The 18,620-nt window shown below is 37.7% G+C and carries 16 protein-coding genes; 13 read left to right on the forward strand and 3 right to left on the reverse strand.

Going from position 1 to position 18,620, the window contains the following annotated elements; all coding sequences use genetic code 11:
- Both asnB and JF259_RS07370 read left to right on the forward strand, forming a co-directional pair.
- On the forward strand, nucleotides 1–1,851 hold the full coding sequence (gene asnB / locus JF259_RS07365; protein ID WP_199114668.1) for an asparagine synthase (glutamine-hydrolyzing): 1,851 nt from the start codon (nucleotides 1–3) through the stop codon (nucleotides 1,849–1,851).
- 108 nt (nucleotides 1,852–1,959) lie between these two features.
- Nucleotides 1,960–3,138 (forward strand): glycosyltransferase family 4 protein, encoded by a 1,179-nt coding sequence (locus tag JF259_RS07370; RefSeq protein WP_199114669.1) that lies wholly within the window; start codon nucleotides 1,960–1,962, stop codon nucleotides 3,136–3,138.
- 20 nt (nucleotides 3,139–3,158) lie between these two features.
- Here JF259_RS07370 and JF259_RS07375 read toward each other — a convergent pair whose 3' ends face one another.
- The 3 genes from JF259_RS07375 to JF259_RS17680 form a co-directional block, all read right to left on the reverse strand.
- Nucleotides 3,159–3,314, reverse strand: a complete 156-nt coding sequence (locus JF259_RS07375) for a hypothetical protein (protein WP_199114670.1) — start codon at nucleotides 3,312–3,314, stop codon at nucleotides 3,159–3,161.
- Nucleotides 3,315–3,506: 192 nt separating this feature from the next.
- Nucleotides 3,507–3,884 carry an endonuclease domain-containing protein gene (locus JF259_RS07380; protein WP_199114671.1) on the reverse strand — a complete coding sequence of 126 codons (378 nt, stop codon included), beginning with the start codon at nucleotides 3,882–3,884 and terminating at the stop codon, nucleotides 3,507–3,509.
- Between the two features lie 449 nt (nucleotides 3,885–4,333).
- Complete coding sequence (locus JF259_RS17680) at nucleotides 4,334–4,531, reverse strand: DUF559 domain-containing protein (RefSeq protein ID WP_262894886.1); 198 nt, start codon at nucleotides 4,529–4,531, stop codon at nucleotides 4,334–4,336.
- Nucleotides 4,532–4,562: 31 nt separating this feature from the next.
- Here JF259_RS17680 and JF259_RS07390 point away from each other — a divergent pair, with 31 nt between their 5' ends.
- From JF259_RS07390 to JF259_RS07435, 11 genes are all read left to right on the forward strand, one after another.
- Nucleotides 4,563–5,960, forward strand: coding sequence for an asparagine synthase-related protein (locus tag JF259_RS07390; RefSeq protein ID WP_199114672.1), 1,398 nt, complete (start codon nucleotides 4,563–4,565; stop codon nucleotides 5,958–5,960).
- Nucleotides 5,944–7,050, forward strand: a complete 1,107-nt coding sequence (locus JF259_RS07395; RefSeq protein WP_199114673.1) for a glycosyltransferase — start codon at nucleotides 5,944–5,946, stop codon at nucleotides 7,048–7,050. Before JF259_RS07390 ends, JF259_RS07395 begins: the two co-directional genes overlap by 17 nt.
- A gap of 4 nt (nucleotides 7,051–7,054) precedes the next feature.
- On the forward strand, nucleotides 7,055–8,491 hold the full coding sequence (locus JF259_RS07400; RefSeq protein WP_199114674.1) for an MBOAT family O-acyltransferase: 1,437 nt from the start codon (nucleotides 7,055–7,057) through the stop codon (nucleotides 8,489–8,491).
- 3 nt (nucleotides 8,492–8,494) lie between these two features.
- A complete protein-coding gene (locus JF259_RS07405) occupies nucleotides 8,495–9,451 on the forward strand; it encodes a hypothetical protein (protein WP_199114675.1) in 957 nt (318 codons plus the stop codon).
- A gap of 3 nt (nucleotides 9,452–9,454) precedes the next feature.
- Nucleotides 9,455–10,630 carry a glycosyltransferase family 4 protein gene (locus JF259_RS07410; protein WP_199114676.1) on the forward strand — a complete coding sequence of 392 codons (1,176 nt, stop codon included), beginning with the start codon at nucleotides 9,455–9,457 and terminating at the stop codon, nucleotides 10,628–10,630.
- Nucleotides 10,611–11,465, forward strand: coding sequence for an FkbM family methyltransferase (locus JF259_RS07415; RefSeq protein ID WP_199114677.1), 855 nt, complete (start codon nucleotides 10,611–10,613; stop codon nucleotides 11,463–11,465). Before JF259_RS07410 ends, JF259_RS07415 begins: the two co-directional genes overlap by 20 nt.
- Before the next feature lie 186 nt (nucleotides 11,466–11,651).
- A complete protein-coding gene (locus tag JF259_RS07420; protein ID WP_199114678.1) occupies nucleotides 11,652–12,980 on the forward strand; it encodes a glycosyltransferase family 2 protein in 1,329 nt (442 codons plus the stop codon).
- On the forward strand, nucleotides 12,980–14,095 hold the full coding sequence (locus tag JF259_RS07425) for a glycosyltransferase family 4 protein (RefSeq protein ID WP_199114679.1): 1,116 nt from the start codon (nucleotides 12,980–12,982) through the stop codon (nucleotides 14,093–14,095). Before JF259_RS07420 ends, JF259_RS07425 begins: the two co-directional genes overlap by 1 nt.
- Before the next feature lie 2,970 nt (nucleotides 14,096–17,065).
- Nucleotides 17,066–17,188: a hypothetical protein gene (locus JF259_RS17685; protein WP_262894887.1), complete on the forward strand. Its 123-nt coding sequence runs from the start codon at nucleotides 17,066–17,068 to the stop codon at nucleotides 17,186–17,188.
- 315 nt (nucleotides 17,189–17,503) lie between these two features.
- Nucleotides 17,504–18,055, forward strand: a complete 552-nt coding sequence (locus JF259_RS07430; RefSeq protein WP_199114680.1) for an RNA polymerase sigma factor — start codon at nucleotides 17,504–17,506, stop codon at nucleotides 18,053–18,055.
- The gene (locus JF259_RS07435; RefSeq protein ID WP_199114681.1) at nucleotides 18,039–18,617 is read left to right on the forward strand and encodes a hypothetical protein; all 579 of its coding nucleotides are present in this window, start codon (nucleotides 18,039–18,041) and stop codon (nucleotides 18,615–18,617) included. The genes JF259_RS07430 and JF259_RS07435 overlap by 17 nt, the downstream gene beginning before the upstream one ends.
- Nucleotides 18,618–18,620 lie beyond the last annotated feature (3 nt).

An 18,620-nucleotide genomic window follows, 5' to 3' on the forward strand; every position in this document is an offset into this window, starting at 1 on the left:
ATGTGCGGTTTCCTAACAGAGTTTTGTTTTGGCAATAATGGACTTAGCGAGTCTAAGCATTTTGAGGGCCTATTGGCTTTGTCCAAACACCGTGGGCCAGATAGTACGCACGTAGTACAGGGTGTAGATTACCATATGGGGTTTAACCGTTTGGCTGTTTTAGATCTTAGTGAAAATGGTAATCAACCTAAATATAGTCCCAGCAAACGGTACCATGTGGTGTTTAATGGTGAGATTTATAATTATAAAGAACTAGAAAAGCAGTACGGGCTTAAGTGTTTAACATCGACTTCGGATACCGAAATTTTGGTGCATTTACTGGATGTTTTAGGGGTGGCAGAAACATTGACAGTCCTCAATGGTATGTTTGCTATGGCTATTATAGATATCCAGACAAATACGTTTTATCTGGCGCGTGATTTTGCAGGCATTAAACCCTTGTTTTATGGTGTGAGTAAACAAGGCATTGTGGCAGCGTCGCAGTTTAACCAGATTTTTAAGCACGACTGGTTTAAGGCGCAATTGGAACTTAGGCCTGATGTGGTAAAGGAGTATTTTGGATTTGGGTATATGCCAGCTCCAAATACTATTTATAGGGATATATTTCAGGTTAATCCAGGAACTTATTTAAAGATTTCGGATACGGGGGCTATTTCCTCTTTTGTTTTTAAGGCGTTTTCTAAAGATGGGATGTCTCGTTTTAGTGATGCCAAAGATGAAACAGCGGATGTTATGGATGCTGTTATAGGGGATAGTGTTAGGCAGCAGTTGGTGAGTGATGTTCCTTTGGCTTGCTTTTTAAGTGGTGGGATTGATAGCCCGTTAATTGTAGCAATGGCCAAGCGGAAACAGGAATCTATTAAGGGCTATACCATAGGGGTTAGCGAAGCCGAACTGGACGAGCGAAAAGCGGCGAGTGCTTATGCCAAGCATTTGGATTTGGAACAGCATATCCATACAATTGAAGCTAAGGACTTGCTGGCAAGTATTGATGTGCATTTTGGGTTGCTTTCGGAGCCTTTTGGGGATTATTCGAGTGTGCCTACTTACCTTATTTCTAAAATAGCGAAACAGGGCAATACGGTAATGTTGTCGGGTGATGGGGGTGATGAATTGTTTTTTGGTTACCCGAGAATGTTGGACGTCATTAAAAAAAGATGGTGGTTTGTTATACCTTTTGGAATTAGAAAGCCTTTGGTACGGTTGTTTAATAAGTTGGGGATTATACGAACTTGGGCTCCTTATCACTATAAAAGCTTGGCGGATTTTATTAAAAGTAAACAGCAGTATGTTTTTAAGGACGACCTGGATGCTTTTTTTCCTAGTAGTGCATTTTCAAAGGAGCTTGATAGGCTTTATTGTTTTGAAAACTCCATGAATAAAAATCGTTTGTTGCAAGGTTTGCGGTATACGGAATTTTATGGTCATTTACAGCGGGTTCTGGTAAAGGTTGATCGTATGAGCATGGCCAATAGCCTAGAGGTGCGTGTTCCTTTTTTGGGTAAGCAGGTGATTGATAGGGCTTGGCAAATGGATTCGGGTTTGGGGCGTGAGCATGCTATTTTAAAAAAGGTTTTAAGGGACGTTATGCGGCGTTATTATCCTGATACTCTAATTACTTCGGGTAAAAAGGGTTTTGCTGTGCCCATGGACCATTGGTTGCGAAATCAGTTACGCGAGGATGTTGAAACTTTAATTTTTGATATGCCTTTTTACGCTTCGGAATTGATGGATGTTGAGGCTGTTAGGGGGTATGTTAGGCGGTTTTATGATAGGCAACATGGTTCTGCTTGGGGTGTTTGGCATGTTTATGCTTGGCAGAAATGGGCTGTGAGTGAGGGGGTTATTTAACTCCCCTTTCTTCCGCTTTGCGGAATTCATTCCCCTCTTTGGGAAAAGAGGGGAGCTGGTAGTTTTAATAAATGGTTTATCTTTAGGGCTCAAATAAAATACAAACCTTTGAAGATAGCAATTTATTCGGGAGACATTCCGAGTACTACTTTTATCGAGCACTTAATAAAGGGTGTTGCTGAAACGCATGATGTACTGTTGTTTGGAACAAGGAAAGAAGCAATTTTTTATGATAATAGGCGTATTAAAGTTTATGGTGTGTCTAAACATCGTATACTAAGATTAATACAGGTAAAATGGCGTGTATTTCTACTATTATTGCGGTATCCGAGTCGCTTTAAGCGGGCATTAAAAGAGGTTAACAAGCTAGATTCTTATTATAACAAATATAATGCCTTTTGTAAGGTAGTACCTGTATTACTGTATTTGCCAGATGTATTTCATGTTCAGTGGGCAAAGGATCTGGAAAAGTGGTTGTTCTTGAAAACTGCTTTTGGGGTAAAGCTTATTGTGAGCTTACGAGGGGCACATATAAATTATTCCCCTATTGCTGAGCCGCAATTAGCGGATAGCTACCGTAATAATTTTCCTGAGGTTGATGGATTCCATGCCGTGAGTGCGGCTATTGCCAGGGAGGCACAACAATATGGGGCTCCAAAAGATAGTATAGAGGTAATTCATTCCTTAGTGCCTAAAGTTACATTTGAGCAGTTTGCAACTTATAAAAAAAGAGAGGGAAATGTTGTGCGTTTAGTGTCTGTGGGACGGTTTCATTGGAAAAAAGGTTATCGTTATGCACTGGATGCTGTCAAAATGCTAAAGGACAAAGGGCTAAGTGTTAGTTATACTATTATTTCGTCTAATAGTATCACTGAAGATATATTATTTCAGATGCATCAGTTAGATTTAAAGAATGAGGTTACTGTTTTAAATGGATTGCCCCAACAGCAACTTTTTGAAACCATGAAAACTTTTGATTGTTTATTGCTCCCAAGTTTGGAAGAAGGTATAGCCAATGTGGTATTGGAGGCTATGGCCCTTGGTATTCCCGTGGTTTCAACCAATTGTGGTGGGATGGCAGAGGTTGTTGTTCCTAATGAAACGGGTTGGCTGGTGCCGGTTCGGGATCCTGAAACGCTTGCCGAGGCTATACAAACAGTGTGTCAAACTCCGGAAGCAGATTTGCAGCGTATAGTTTTAAATGCGCATGGGTTTGTAAAAACGCATTTTAATGCGGAAGCTGGGATTAAGCAGTTTTTAGGGTTGTATGAAAGTTTGTTTGAATAGATCAAACACTCCGTACGTATTTATGAAACAGGCACTTCTCTTTGGCTTAAGAGGGAGCTGTTATGAACTCCCCTTTCTTCCGCTTCGCGAAATTCATTCCCCTCTTTGGGAAAAGAGGGGAGCTTTAAGTTTTTTTTCTTTTTTGCTTTGCGGAATTCGTTTTCTTTTTTGGGCAAAGGGGGGAGCTGTTAGAGGGGGGCTATTCTTTCGCTTCGCGGAATTCATTCCCCTCTTTGGGAAAAGAGGGGAGGTTTTTTAGTTTGAAATTTAAATATATCTTGTTCCTCCTTTTGGGCAAAGAGGGGCCGCTTTTTAAACATTTAATTTTAATATGTCTTGTTCCTCCCTTTGGGCAAAGGGAGGTGACTTTAGTCGGAGGGTTCCGATTTAAAATTTGAAGCAATCTCATGTAATACAGATGCCAAATACTCAAAAACCAGTTTGTTTTCAAATCGTATGACCTCATAGCTTAAAGATTCTAAAAATATGGTTCGTTTTTGATCGTATTCTTGTGCTGTGGGATTGTTGTGGACTTCACCATCTAATTCTATGATCAGGCGTTCTGAGGCACAATAAAAATCAACGATATAATTTCCTATACTATGTTGTTTTGTGAAACGCTTGCCTTGCAGTTGCCTTGCTTTTAAATGTTTCCAAAGAAAAGCTTCTGCAGGGGTTAGGTTATGGCGTAATTCTTTTCTATAAGCCTGAAGTTCTTTTTTGGTGTGGAGTCTTTGTTTTGACATGTTTATAAAAGTAAGAATATTTTGTAGGAATAGGATTGTTTTTTGATGCTTTTTTTGTGGGGGGAATGAACTCCCCTTTCTTCCGCTTCGCGAAATTCATTCCCCTCTTTGGGAAAAGAGGGGAGCTTTAAGGTTTTTTTCTTTTTTGCTTTGCGGAATTCGTTTTCTTTTTGGGGCAAAGGGGGGAGCTGTTAGAGGGGGGCTATTCTTTCGCTTCGCGAAATTCATTCCTCTCTTTTTGGAAAAAGAGGGGAGTTTTTTAAGTTTTAAATTTGAATATACCTTGTTCCTTCCTTTGGGCAAAGAGGGGCGATTTTTAAACATTTAATTTGCAAATGTCTTGTTCCTTGCCTTAGGCAAAGAGGGGAGCTATTGGAGAAATCTACGGGGTTTTTTAGTCTGAAATTTAAATATATCTTGTTCCTCCCTTTGGGCAAAGGGAGGTGACTTTAGTCGGAGGGTTCCGATTTAAAATTTGAGACAATCTCATGTAATACAGACGCCAAATGTTTAAAGACCAGTTTGTTTTCAAATCGTATGACCTCATAGCTTAAAGATTCTAAAAATCTGGTTCGTTTTCGATCGTATTCCTGAGCTGCAGGATTGTTATTTTTGTTTGTGCTGTATGCTTGATAGGTTTCTTGCAATAACTTAAAGTTGTATATTCGTAAGCATTAAATGAAAACAATAACCATCCCTATAATCCCAACGAATCAAACCTTTGCTAAGGTACATGGTCCTCATGAATTACATTTGGAGGCTATTTGTGTGTTTGCTGCTATTGGTTTTTTCCTGGACGGGGATACGTATTGGAAAGACCAGGTGGTACTACGACCGGCATCAAAGCATACCCTGGATACGGAAGGCAAACTTCTAAGGTCGGAACCTTATTTTAAATGGCATCATTCACCAAAGACCATGTCTTTTGATACGGCTTTGGAAGGTTACATGAGCTTGTTTGAACAGATTATAGCTGATCAGACAGAAGGGAAGCAAATTATTTTGCCCTTGTCGGGTGGATTGGATAGCAGGACACAGGCGGTGGCGTTGCAGGGTAGAAAGGATTGTGTTTTTGCCTATAGTTATGCTTTTGAAAATGGGTATGCTGAAACCAAAATTGCAAGGCAGGTGGCTAAAATTTGTGGTTTCGAGTTTCGTGATTATGTCGTCCCAAAGGGCTATTTGTGGTCGGTTATAGATGATTTGTCTAAAATTAATGGCTGCTATTCTGATTTTACCAGTCCGAGACAGATGGCTGTGGTTAATAGTTTAAAAGATAAAGGAGACGTTTTTTCTTTAGGGCACTGGGGCGATGTATTATTTGACTCTATGGGCTTGCCAAAGTTGTCAAAAAGTGAACAGGTTGATGTCCTGATGGGGAAGCTTTTAAAGCGCGGTGGATTGGAGTTGGCACAAACCCTATGGGAACTTTGGGGATTACAGGGGCATTTTACGGATTACTTCAGGTCTAGAATTACAGATTTGTTATCCAATATTGATATTGAGGATACGAACGCTAAATTGCGGGCTTTTAAAAGTATGTATTGGGCTCCGCGTTGGACTTCGGTAAACTTGGCTGTTTTTGAAGCCAATAAGGCCATAAGCCTTCCGTATTACGACAACCGTATGTGTGAATTTATTTGTGCCTTACCTGAGAAATATTTAAAAGGGCGTAAACTACAAATAGCTTACATTAAACGTAAAGCTCCAGAATTGGCTAAAATTACCTGGCAGGATCAGCGTCCGTTTCATCTGTATAATTATCATTTAAATAGGTTACCGTATAACTTGCCTTATCGTGCATTAAATAAGATACGGCGTACAATTAAAATGTCTGTAGGTGTGCCTTATATTCAGCGTAACTGGGAACTTCAATTTTTAGGGAAACCAAACCAAGCGCATTTATTAAATCGGATGGAATCACCTCGCTTTTATGATCTTGTTCCAAAGGCGATAGTTCGGCAGTATACCCATAAGTTTTATAATGAAAATGCTTTACAATATGCGCATTCTATAAATATGTTGTTGGTGTTGTCTCAGTTTTATAAAAATCAAGTGCATGGGGAAGCGTATTAAGATATTGTTTACTATTCCCAATTTTGATACGGCGGGAAGCGGTAAATCTGTTTATGATATGGTAAGTGGTCTGGATAAAACAGTCTTTAACCCTGAAGTTTGCTGTTTTCATGATAAGGGAGAACTATTTGAAGAAATGGAGAAATTAAATGTAAAAATTCATGTTTTCAAGTTTGCCCGGCCGTATCGCCCTTTTTTTAGTTTGCCGTTTCGTATCCTAAAGATCGCCCGTTTTTTTAAGCAGCATCAATTTGACCTAATTCATTCCTGGCATTGGAGCTCGGATATAACCGAACCCTTAGCTGCCAAGATAGCAGGTATTCCTTACGTATATACCAAAAAAGCCATGGGATGGGGCAATAAGGCCTGGCGGTGGAAGTCAAGATTAAGTACTAAGATAGTATCCGTAAACGAAGAAATACCTGAAAGTTTTTTTCATAACATGCTTGATAAAGTTAAAATAATTCCTCTTTGTGTTGATGTAAGAAGGTTTAGTCCTTTACATAAAAGTTATTCAACTCCTCAAGGGATTAAGTTTGATAAAAATGATTTTGTCATTGTTTCAGTTGCAAATTTAGCTCCGGTCAAAGGGATTGAAATATTAATTGAAGCTGTTTTGAAACTGGAAGATGAAAATATTAAGGTACTTATTGTTGGGGACGATAATAATGATTATGGTGAAAAATTACATCGTGATTATGGGGGGCTAGAAAATATATATTTTTTGGGAAAACATTTAGATGTAAGGCCTTTTTTGGCATTAGCGGATATATTCATTATTCCAACAAAAGATGAAGGAAGAAGAGAAGGTTTACCTATTGCACCTATGGAGGCAATGGCTTGTCAAAGAATCGTATTAGGCTCAAGTATTACAGGGATTAGGGAAGTTCTTAAAGAATTTCCAGATTGTTTGTTTGAACCTGGAAACATTAAAGATTTAATGGGGAAAATTAATGAAATTAAAAACATGCCTATTTCTACAAGGGTAATATTGGCTAATGCTATGAGGCATTATGTCGAAAATAATTTGAATATAGATGTTTTTATTAAAGAGCATGAAGTATTATATAAAAAGCTATTAAAACTATAGATGCATGCTGTTTAATTCTTTAGATTTTGCCCTTTTTTTACCTGTTGTTTTTTTGCTGTATTGGTTTACTGTTCAGCGGCATTTAAAAGTACAAAATGTCTTAATAGTTGTTGCCAGTTACGTGTTTTATGGTTGGTGGGACTGGCGTTTTTTAGGGCTTATAGCCTTTAGCACTATTGTTGATTATACCATTGGTTTGTTGTTAGCAAAACAATCAAGTCCTGTAAAACGGAAAGGACTATTGTGGGCAAGTATTATTATAAATATTGGTTTGCTTGGGGTTTTTAAATACTACAATTTCTTTGTGGCTAATTTTACAGAAGCCTTTTCGTTTTTGGGGTCGAAAATACAAGGAAATACCCTGAACATTATCTTACCGGTAGGGATTAGCTTTTATACTTTTCAAACCTTGAGCTATACTATTGATGTGTACCGGGGTAAGCTTCAGTCTACTAAAGATTTTATTGCTTTTGCAGCTTTTGTGGGTTTTTTTCCGCAGTTGGTGGCTGGGCCAATCGAACGGGCTACGCATTTATTACCTCAATTTTTTAAGCAACGCCGGTTTAATTATAGCAAAGCTGTTGATGGTTTGCGTCAAATATTATGGGGGTTGTTTAAAAAAGTGGTGATAGCCGATAATTGTGCGCAGTTTGCAAATCTTATTTTTGATAATTATACAGATTATTCGGGAAGTACCTTGTTGTTGGGGGCTGTATTTTTTGCTTTTCAGATTTATGGTGATTTTTCAGGTTATTCTGATATTGCTATTGGAACCTCTCGATTGTTTGGATTTGAACTGAAACAGAATTTCGCATTTCCTTATTTTTCCAGAGACATTGCTGAATTCTGGAGGCGATGGCATATTTCCTTATCTACGTGGTTTCGTGATTATATTTACATTCCGTTGGGAGGTTCTAGGGGAGCTGTATGGTTACAAATACGTAACGTATTTGTTATATTTTTAATTAGTGGTTTTTGGCATGGTGCTAATTGGACTTTTATAGTTTGGGGGTTTTTAAATGCACTCTATTTTTTGCCCTTGCTACTTTTAAAAAAGAACCGAGTACATACTAATGTTATAGCAGGTCATAGCAAATTTCCAAGCTTAAAGGAGTTTAGTATGATGCTTGTAACATTTACTATTACCACATTTGCCTGGATCTTTTTTAGAGCTGAGACGGTCGTACAGGCTTTTGATTATGTTTTGCGTTTGTTTAATCTGTCGTTGTTTTCAATGCCAGAGGTGCGTCCACGGTTTTTAATTGTTTTGATAGCTTTTTTTGTGCTTGTTGAATGGTGTGGGAGACACCAGTTATATGCTATTGAAAGGCTTTGGTTAAGGTATCCCAGAGGTATGCGTTGGACTATTTATTACGCGATTGTCATGGTTATATTTTTGTATGGAGGAAAGGAACAAGAGTTTATTTATTTTCAGTTTTAAGTCATGAGGGTTTTCTTAATTAGGCTTATATTGTTTTTGTTATTAGTTGCAGGCTCGGTATTCTTTTTATTTAGTCAGGCCGATGGGTACTCCGACCCTTATTATTTGAAATTTACGAGTCCAAAACAAAGATCCTTAATATTGGGATCTTCTCGTGCAGCCCAGGGGATTCGTCCTGAAATAATAAATAATATTGTAAAGGATTTATCGCTATACAATTATTCGTTTACCATATTGAGTTCGCCATTTGGGAAAGTGTATTATGAAAGTATATTGAAAAAATTGGATACTCTAAGAAACGGTGGCGTTTTTGTTATTGAAGTAAATCCTTGGTCTATTTCGAGTCATGTTCAGCACCTGGATACCATGCATGGGGTTAGGGAAGAATCCTTGCATTTAGGTACAACGCAGTATGTTAATGATTGTCCTAATGTGCTCTATTTATTGAAATCATATAAATCGAGGTATGTTAATATTATACAGAATAAATTTAGGAAAGGGGAGGTAATGGATATGTTTTTGCATGATGATGGTTGGTTAGAGGTCGATATTGCTATGGATAGTGTTTCTGTAAATAGAAGGACATTATCTAAGCTTGATATTTACAGGGGGTATTTGCAAGATTATCGTTTTTCGGACTGGCGCTATATATGGTTACAGTCTACAGTTTCATTGTTAAAAAAATACGGAACGGTTTATTTAATTAGGTTACCGGTACATGAAGAGATGCTTAGGACAGAAGCACAGCTTATACCAGATTTTAATAGTAAAATGGAAAGCTTATCTTTAGCTGCAGGAGTTTATTACGTCGATTATAATGATTTACAGGAATCTTTTAGTTTTACAGATGGAAACCATTTGTCTAAAACATCAGCTAGCAACCTGTCTAAAATGATTGGAGAGCTTATATTGAGTAATAGGAACATATATAACGCAAATGGTGAAATTAGAATTAGATAGTATATGAAAATAGGGTTGGTACTTTCTAAAACACCGGCTTATTCTGAGACCTTTTTTATATCGAAAATTAAAGGGTTACAGGCAAGTGGTATAGAAGTTGTGTTGTTTGTGCAGTATAAGGCAGAAGATTTTGTATTGTGTCCGGTATGGGTAGCTCCTAAGGTGTTTAAACGTAACCTATTACGGCAGTTGTTTTCGTTTTTTTTGGTCTTATGTAAAGTATTAAATCATTACAAGCGATTTCGCTATTTTTTGTTGTTGGAAAAGCGCGCGGGTCGCTCGCTTAAACAGGGGTTAAAAAATGCATATAGTAATGCACATATATTAGAGGCCGATCTGGATTGGTTGCATTTTGGCTTTGCAACGATGGCCTTGCAGAGTGAACATGTTGCTAAAGCCATTGGCGCTAATATGGCAGTAAGTTTTAGGGGGTTCGATTTGGATGTTTATCCTTTAAAATACCCGGGTTGTTACGATCTATTGTGGAAACAGGTTGATAAAGTGCATAGTATATCAATCTATTTATTACAAAAGGCTTATGCGTTTGGGTTGCAGAATTCGGTTCCTTATCAGGTAATAACACCGGCTGTGGATTTGTCTCTTTTTAAGGAAAGGCAATTGGCTACTAGTCGTGTTGTACATTTAGTAACCGTAGCTCGGTTACATTGGATAAAAGGATTGGAGGCTACTTTGGAAGCTTTAGTGCTGCTAAAGGCGCAAGGGTTTGAATTTAAATATACGATTATTGGAAGTGGTCCAGAGTATGAGGCCTTAATGTTTGCCATATACCAACTTGGGTTGACAGCTCACGTTGACTTGGTTGGCAAACTGTCGCATAAAGCTACTTTGGAGCTGCTTTCTAAAGCTGATATTTATATACAGTACAGTTATTCGGAAGGTTTTTGTAATGCGGTACTGGAAGCTCAGGTCATGGGATTGTTATGTGTTGTATCGGATGGCGGTGGCTTGCCTGAAAATGTAATAGATGGAAAAACTGGATGGGTGGTGCCAAGGGGGAATCCTAGGTTGTTGTTTGAATGTATCACTACAATTTTAAAGGCCTCTGAAGATGAGCGATCTGAGATAAGGTGTCGGGCGAAATCAAGGGTATTAAAGGAATTTAACATGCAAAGTCAGCATGTAGCATTTAAAAATTTTTATGAAACATCTATTAGTTAAAATATATACAATGATCCCTGATGCTATCAAGCGGTCCTTAAGCCAAAAAGTTGGATTTAGGCGTTTTAGTTCATTTTTTTTACGGCCGGGTGGTACGTACCGCGAAGTACCCGTTGTTATCAAAAAACAATACGGAGATGAGCAGGTGGTATTTAAATTTTACGCTTCTGTTAAAACAGGAGCAAGAGCACTGCGATCTGGTATTGAAACTAAGCTGATAACTAATTTAATACATTTATTGGCAAATAAGGTTAATAGTGGTCAGGATGTAATAGGATTAGACATTGGTGCTAATTTTGGATATTTGAGTCTGGTGTGGTCGCAAACACTTTGTAAACATGGGGGATGTGTCTACGCATTTGAGCCTAATCCGAAAGTTTTTTCAAGTTTTAGCAAGTCTGTAAGAAGTAATGGACTGGAGGATCGTATTAAGCTTCAAAACAAAGTAGTAGGAGTTAAAAATGGAAAGGTTGAACTGTATTTAAACAATGCCACTTCTAATGTTGTTAATGATGCTGAAACCATGGTAGGGAGTAAGACAGGAAGTATCATGATGGACATGGTTACATTGGATGCCTTTGTAAGAACTCATGGCATTACGACTTGTGATTTTATAAAGATTGATGTGGATGGTATTGAATTGGATATTCTGGAAGGTAGTAAAGTAATCTTAGAAACATTTAAACCCATATTTGTTGTGGAAACGAATGACGATACCCGTATAATAGACTTTTTTAAATTGCATGATTATAAGGTTTTGGATATGAACTTAGTTGAATACCAAATGAAAAACCCTTTGCCTCCTAATGTTTTTTGTGTTCCTAAACAGGTTTAACCGTTTATTTCTAGGTTGGGAACTCCCCTTTCTTCCGCTTCGTGAAATTCATTCCCTCCTTGAGAAAAGAGGGGAGTTTTAAAAAAAAAGTGAATTCGTGATCGTGCGTATATCGCTTTTACTATTTTTAACCGACCATACCACATAGAAAAGAAACACCAATGATTATAAAAATACTTTTGGGAGATGCTGTTTGAGTTTTTAAGATACCTACAACCTACTCATTACTTTGCATTGCAACGGCAGTCAAGTTATTTTGTTTACCCTGATCCGAGTACCTTACCGGAAACGGTCTTAAGTCAATTGGAGTCAGATTCGGACTTTGTGGATAATCGGTCTACCCAATACGATTTAGCCTGGCAGGCTATTCATAAAGGCTATATTGGGGGAGCAAAAACTTTAAGTAATATAGAAGCTGTTCCTTTACAAGATGAGTATCGTTTTATTGGAAAGTATTTTAACCGTGTCTGGGTGGCTTATGTATTGCTAATACGTATCCTTAGCTTTAAGAATCCGGTAAGGGAACTGCGCGCATGGAGAGCATCCCGACATGTAAAACGCAGTACATATTTAAAACAGCCTGTACATTACCCCGATTGGGAGACCTTCGAATCGAAATTATTAGAAAGTGCGCCCAGGGTGTCGGTTATCATTCCTACGTTGAATCGATATACCTGGCTTAAGGATGTGCTGCACGATCTCGAACAACAGGATTATAAAAACTTTGAAGTACTGATAGTGGATCAGTCAGAGCCTTATGATACTTCTTTTTACAAGGACTTTAAATTGAACATAGCAGTGCGTTACCAAAAGGAAAAGGCACTGTGGTTGGCTCGTAATACCGCCATTAAACAAGCACAAGGCGATTGTTTGTTGTTTTTTGATGATGATAGCCGGGTGGCGCCCGACTGGATTGCGATGCATTTAAAATGTTTGGATTTTTTTAAAGCCGATGTGTCTTCGGGGGTGTCCATATCTAAAGTAGGCGCTGAGGTACCTGCGCATTACCGATTCTTTAAGGTAAGCGATCAGCTGGATACAGGTAATGCCTTGGTAAAAAGATATGTGTTTGAACGTGTGGGATTGTTTGATCGCCAGTTCGAAAAACAGCGTATGGGGGATGGTGAATTTGGTTTGCGTGTGTATTTAAACGATTTTTTAAATGTGTCGAATCCCTATGCCAAGCGCTTGCACTTAAAGGTAGATCGTGGTGGTTTAAGGGATATGGGGAGCTGGGATGCTTTTCGTACCAAGGCTTGGTTTGCGCCACGTCCTATACCGAGTGTGCTGTATTTTTTTAGACATTATTTCGGTAAAAAGCGGTCTTGCTATGCTTTATTGCGGAGTGTACCATTTTCTATTATGCCATATCGTTTTAAAAAGAACAAACCTATGTTGGTATTGGGAGCCTTGGTTTGCATAGTTATTTTTCCCTTGGTAGTGTTTCAAGTGTGTAAATCGTGGTACTTGTCGGGTAAAAAACTGAAGATGGGACCACTAATTGAAAGTTTGTAATGCATTTAAAAGACAAACATATTGTTTTGGTGTGTTCGGAGTTCCCTCCGCAACCAGGAGGCATTGGAACGCATGCGCATCAAGTAGCCAATTATTTGTGTCAATCGGGATATCTGGTAACTGTTATTACAGATATGCGCTCGAAGTCTGGGATGGTAGAACGGGATTTTGATGCTGGCTTAGCATTTAAAGTTAAGCGGATTAAGTGGTGCAGGTGGCGCGTATTAATGTATATAGACCGTCTGTTAACAGTTTTTAAGCAGATTGGGAGGGCATCGATTGTGTTGGCTTCTGGTAAGTTCTCCTTGTGGAGCGTAGGGCTTTTTAGTTTGTTTTTTAATAGTAAATACATTGCCGTAGTTCACGGTTCTGAGGTCAACTACAAACCTATTTTATTGAAGCAATCCGTTACTATGGCCTTGCGTCGTTTTAATAGGGTAATAGCGGTATCGCATTTTACGAAGGGACTTATTGCCAAACTTGGGATTGATCATGTTGCCGTAATTCCTAATGGTTATGATCCCCACATGTGGCAGCCTAAAATAGAGCAGTCCATAGCTTTGGTTGGGAGCCCTAAATTAATTACCGTGGGGCGGATATCGGAACGTAAGGGACAGTTGGAGGTGATAAAAAATTTACCTGCGCTATTAGCGTTTTATCCTAATATACATTACCACTGTATTGGGCTTGCTGATGCGAATGCGGAATGTTTGGATATGGTCAAAAAGTTAGGTGTTATGGAGCATGTAACATTTCACGGTGTTTTGGACAAGGCAGTTTTGCCCGCTTATGTGGCTGCTGGTGACATATTTGTGATGTTGAGCACGGAAACAGACCAGGGCGATGTGGAAGGTTTTGGTATTGCCATTATTGAAGCCAATGCCATGGGAGTTCCAGCTATTGGAACCAAGGATAGTGGTGTTGAGGATGCGATTAATGATGGTGTCTCAGGGTTGCTTGTGCCTCAAAAAGATACAGCGAATTTGAGGGAGGCTGTTGATACCATATTACAACATAAAGATCGATTTAGGGATGGTGCTTTGGCTTGGGCTGAGCAACATCAGTGGCATCATGTTATAAGGAGGTATGTTGATGTTGTTGAAGATGGACGTTAGAAAGTTAAAAGTGAACAGTTAAAAGTGAAAAGTTAGAAGGTTTCAAGTTTCAAGTTAAAAAGTTATGTGTTTTTTGTCTAGGGTCTAGGGTCTAGGGTCTAGGGTGTTTGGATTTACTGTTTAGAAATACACTGATTACCAACTCTCACTGTATACTTTTACTGAATACTGAATACTGAATACTGCTAATGGGTCTTGGGTCTTAGGTCTAGGGTAATGGGTTTGGAGTGGTTATTTTAATTGGTATGATGGGTATCTATAATAATCAATAGGCAATAATCAATTGTAAATTAGAAGCTAGTAGTTAGTAGTTAGTAGTTTGAAGATTTTTGTCTAGGGTCTTGATTCTTAAGTTTTAGGTTATTGGTGTTAAGTTATAATTGGTCGTAAGTAGGGTTTTGTCAAAAATCAGAAATAATGAGTGAAGGAATGGAATTGCGAAGCGTAGCTTCAAGCATGGAATTCTGAAACGCATGGTGCTTTAGCAATTTCCTATTTTTGGCTTGATTTTTTGGTTCTTTTGTATCAAGACAAAAGGAACGGCATGGAGTTGTTACTTTACTTTTTTCCATCGCAGGAATGGACTAGAGGCCAGAAGCCAGAAGTTGGAAGTTAAAAGTTGAAGTTTCAAGGTTTTGGGTCTTAGGTGTTGGGAATTTACTGTTTAGAAATGCACTGATTACCAACTCTCACTGTATACTTTTACTGAATACTGAATACTGAATACTGAATACTGCTAATGGGTCTTAGGTCTTGGGTCTAGGGTAATGGGGGTTGGAGTGGTTGTTTTAATTGGTATGATGGGTATTTATAATAATCAATAGGCAATAGTCAATTGTAAATTGGAGGCTAGAAGCCAGAATCTGGAAGTTAAAAGTTGGGAGTGAAAAAAAAATTAGAAGGTTAGAAGATTTTTGCGTCTTTTGTCTAGGGTGTTTGGATTTACTGTTTAGAAATACACTGATTACCAACTCTCACTGTATACTTTTACTGAATACTGAATACTGAATACTGCTAATGGGTCTTAGGTAATGGGGGTTGGAGTGGTTGTTTTAATTGGTATGATGGGTATCTATAATAATCAATAGGCAATAATCAATTGTAAATTGGGGGCTAGAAGCCAGAATCTGGAAGTTAAAAGTTGGGAGTGGAAAAAAATTAGAAGGTTAGAAGATTTTTGCGTCTTTTGTCTAGGGTGTTTGGATTTACTGTTTAGAAACGCACTGATTACCAACTCTCACTGTATACTTTTACTGAATACTGAACACTATTAATGGGTCTAGGGTAATGGGGGTTGGAGTGGTTGTTTTAATTGGTATGATGGGTATTTATAATAATCAATAGGCAATAGTCAATTGTAAATTGGAGGCTAGAAGTTTGTAGTTTGAAGATTTTTGTCTAGGGTCTTGATTCTTAAGTTTTAGGTTATTGGTGTTAAGTTATAATTGGTCGTAAGTAGGGTTTTGTCAAAAATCAGAAATAATGAGTGAAGGAATGGAATTGCGAAGCGTAGCTTTAAGCATGGAATTCTGAAACGCATGGTGCTTTAGCAATTTCCTATTTTAGGCTTGATTTTTTGGTTCTTTTGTATCAAGACAAAAGGAACGGCATGGAGTTGTTACTTTACTTTTTTCCATCGTAGGAATGGACTAGAGGCCAGAAGCCAGAAGTTAAAAGTTGAAGTTTCAAGGTTTTGGGTCTAGGGTGTTTGGATTTACTGTTTAGAAACGCATTGATTACCGACTCTCACTGTATACTTTTACTGAATACTGAATACTGAATACTGAATACTGAATACTGCTAATGGGTCTTAGGTCTTGGGTCTAGGGTAATGGGTTTGGAGTGGTTGTTTTAATTGGTATGATGGGTATCTATAATAATCAATAGGCAATAATCAATTGTAAATTGGAGGCTAGAAGCCAGAAGCTAGAAGCCAGAAGCTAGAAGTTGGGAGTGGAAAAAAAATAGAAGGTTAGAAGATTTTTGCGTCTTTTGTCTAGGGTATTTGGATTTACTGTTTAGAAATGCATTGATTACTAACTCTCACTGTATACTTTTACTGAATACTGAATACTGAATACTGAATACTGCTAATGGGTCTTAGGTCTTGGGTCTAGGGTAATGGGGGTTGGAGTGGTTATTTTGATTAATATGATGGGTATTTATATAATCAATAGACAATAGTCAATTGTAAATTGGAGGCTAGAAGCCAGAAGCCAGAAGCCAGAAGTTGGAAGTTAAAAGTTGAAGTTTCAAGGTTTTGGGTCTTAGGTGTTGGGAATTTACTGTTTAGAAATACACTGATTACCAACTCTCACTGTATACTTTTACTGAATACTGAATACTGAATACTGAATACTGCTAATGGGTCTTAGGTCTTGGGTAGTGGGGTTTGGAGTGGTTGTTTTGATTCGCATGATGGGTATCTATAATAATCAATAGGCAATAATCAATTGTAAATTAGAAGCCAGAAGCCAGAAGTCGGGAGCTAGAAGTTAGGAGTGAAAAAAAATTAGAAGGTTAGAAGATTTTTGCGTCTTTTGTCTAGGGTGTTGGGAATTTACTGTTTAGAAATGCACTAATTACTAACTCTTACTGTATACTTTTACTGAATACTGAATACTGAATACTGTTAATAGGTCTTAGGTAATGGGGTTGGAGTGGTTGTTTTAATTGGTATGATGGGTATTTATAATAATCAATAGGCAATAGTCAATTGTAAATTGGAGGCTAGCAGTTAGTAGTTTGAAGATTTTTGTCTAGGGTCTTGATTCTTAAGTTTTAGGTTATTGGTGTTAAGTTATAATTGGTCGTAAGTAGGGTTTTGTCAAAAATCAGAAATAATGAGTGAAGGAATGGAATTGCGAAGCGTAGCTTCAAGCATGGAATTCTGAAACGCATGGTGCTTTAGCAATTTCCTATTTTTGGCTTGATTTTTTGGTTCTTTTGTATCAAGACAAAAGGAACGGCATGGAGTTGTTACTTTACTTTTTTCCATCGCAGGAATGGACTAGAGGCCAGAAGCCAGAAGTTGAAGGTCTCGGATCTTATGTCTTTAAAGTACTTTTGTTTGTCATTCCTGTCATCGTTTAGCTTAGCAAAGACGAAAGGCAGGAATGACAATACCCCTTTGGGTTTATGATGATAAATATAATTCAAATATAAGAATTTGCTTTCTATATAAAAAGATTACCTGCCTGTCTGCCGACAGGTTCACTGTACTGCGTTATGTTCTGGATGACAGAGCACAGATTATTACTAACAATGGATATTCATTGAAAATAATTTAAATTATAGAATAATTACTTCCCATCATGTTAATTTTAGCTTAAAATACTATGATTTTGCAACACTACATATTTTTTGTCGTCTTTATATATGAACTAACTTAAACCAAAAGTATTTCGCATGTTGCAATCAGATATAATTGAAGAATGCAAACAAAATAATCGAAAAGCACAATTGCAGTTATATAGTCAGTATTGCAATGGTATGTACTGTGTTGCAAAACGTCTTGTAAAAGATGCTAATGATGCTGAAGATGTTGTGCAGGAAGCCTTCATTAAGGCATTTTCTAAATTACATCAATATAAGGCAGAAGTTACTTTTGGGATTTGGTTAAAACGTATTGTAGTTAACAAAAGTATCGATTTCCTGAAATCTAAAAAGCAACAGCTTGTTGCATTAGAAGAGGTGCACCTAAAGGTTATCGATACCGAAGATAACGACAAATGGTTGGTAGACGATGCAATTACATTAAGCGATGTAAAAAAAGCAATTAACGAATTACCCGAAAAATATCAATATGTGGTGATGCTATACCTTATAGAAGGATACGACCATCAAGAAATATCAGAGATATTAGGTATTTCAGAAGTCGCATCACGCACGCAGTTATACAGGGGGAAATTACGATTACAAGAACACTTAGCACTTAAAAATTATGGCACGGGACATTAGGGAACTGTTTAAGGAAGGGGCAATGTCATTAAATGAGACAATGCCAGATAACCATCAGGAACGCTTTCTTGAAAAGTTGAATAAAGCTTTACCAGAAGAAAAAAAATACAACTATTCATGGATTAAGATAGCTGCTAGTATAGTGCTGTTTCTGGGCGTTGGTTTTGGAGCCTATAATTTTTTTCAACCCAATAAGAATATACCAGTTACAGAAGTAGATACAACGACAACGTTAAAAAAAACATTAGGTGATATCTCTCCGGGTCTTAAAAAAGTTGAAGATTATTATTTGGCAAGCATCAATTTAGAATTATCTAAAATAAAGTTTACGGCAGAGAATAAAGAACTCTTCGATGGGTATTTAACACAGTTGGGCGAGCTTGATAAAGAGTATAACCGTTTGTCGGTTGAGCTTACTAAGTCCGGACCAAGTGAACTTACCATTAATGCTTTAATCGACAATCTAAAGTACCGCTTAAATCTGTTGTATCGTTTAAGAGAGCAAGTAAAAGACCTGAACAATACCGAAAATGGTGCTGTATCTCAGGCAGAATCAATCTAAAAA

The sequence above is a fragment of the Snuella sedimenti genome (genome assembly GCF_016428595.1).
Taxonomy (GTDB): domain Bacteria; phylum Bacteroidota; class Bacteroidia; order Flavobacteriales; family Flavobacteriaceae; genus Snuella; species Snuella sedimenti.

Coding starts and splice junctions, on each gene's coding strand:
- JF259_RS07415 (WP_199114677.1), top strand. CDS start 10,611: ATGAAACATCTATTAGTTAAAATATATACAATGATCCCTGATGCTATC.
- JF259_RS07390 (WP_199114672.1), top strand. CDS start 4,563: ATGAAAACAATAACCATCCCTATAATCCCAACGAATCAAACCTTTGCT.
- JF259_RS07400 (WP_199114674.1), top strand. CDS start 7,055: ATGCTGTTTAATTCTTTAGATTTTGCCCTTTTTTTACCTGTTGTTTTT.
- JF259_RS07405 (WP_199114675.1), top strand. CDS start 8,495: ATGAGGGTTTTCTTAATTAGGCTTATATTGTTTTTGTTATTAGTTGCA.
- JF259_RS07380 (WP_199114671.1), bottom strand. CDS start 3,884: ATGTCAAAACAAAGACTCCACACCAAAAAAGAACTTCAGGCTTATAGA.
- JF259_RS07395 (WP_199114673.1), top strand. CDS start 5,944: ATGGGGAAGCGTATTAAGATATTGTTTACTATTCCCAATTTTGATACG.
- JF259_RS07425 (WP_199114679.1), top strand. CDS start 12,980: ATGCATTTAAAAGACAAACATATTGTTTTGGTGTGTTCGGAGTTCCCT.
- JF259_RS07410 (WP_199114676.1), top strand. CDS start 9,455: ATGAAAATAGGGTTGGTACTTTCTAAAACACCGGCTTATTCTGAGACC.
- JF259_RS17685 (WP_262894887.1), top strand. CDS start 17,066: ATGGAGTTGTTACTTTACTTTTTTCCATCGCAGGAATGGACTAGAGGC.
- asnB (WP_199114668.1), top strand. CDS start 1: ATGTGCGGTTTCCTAACAGAGTTTTGTTTTGGCAATAATGGACTTAGC.
- JF259_RS07430 (WP_199114680.1), top strand. CDS start 17,504: ATGTTGCAATCAGATATAATTGAAGAATGCAAACAAAATAATCGAAAA.
- JF259_RS07420 (WP_199114678.1), top strand. CDS start 11,652: ATGCTGTTTGAGTTTTTAAGATACCTACAACCTACTCATTACTTTGCA.
- JF259_RS07435 (WP_199114681.1), top strand. CDS start 18,039: ATGGCACGGGACATTAGGGAACTGTTTAAGGAAGGGGCAATGTCATTA.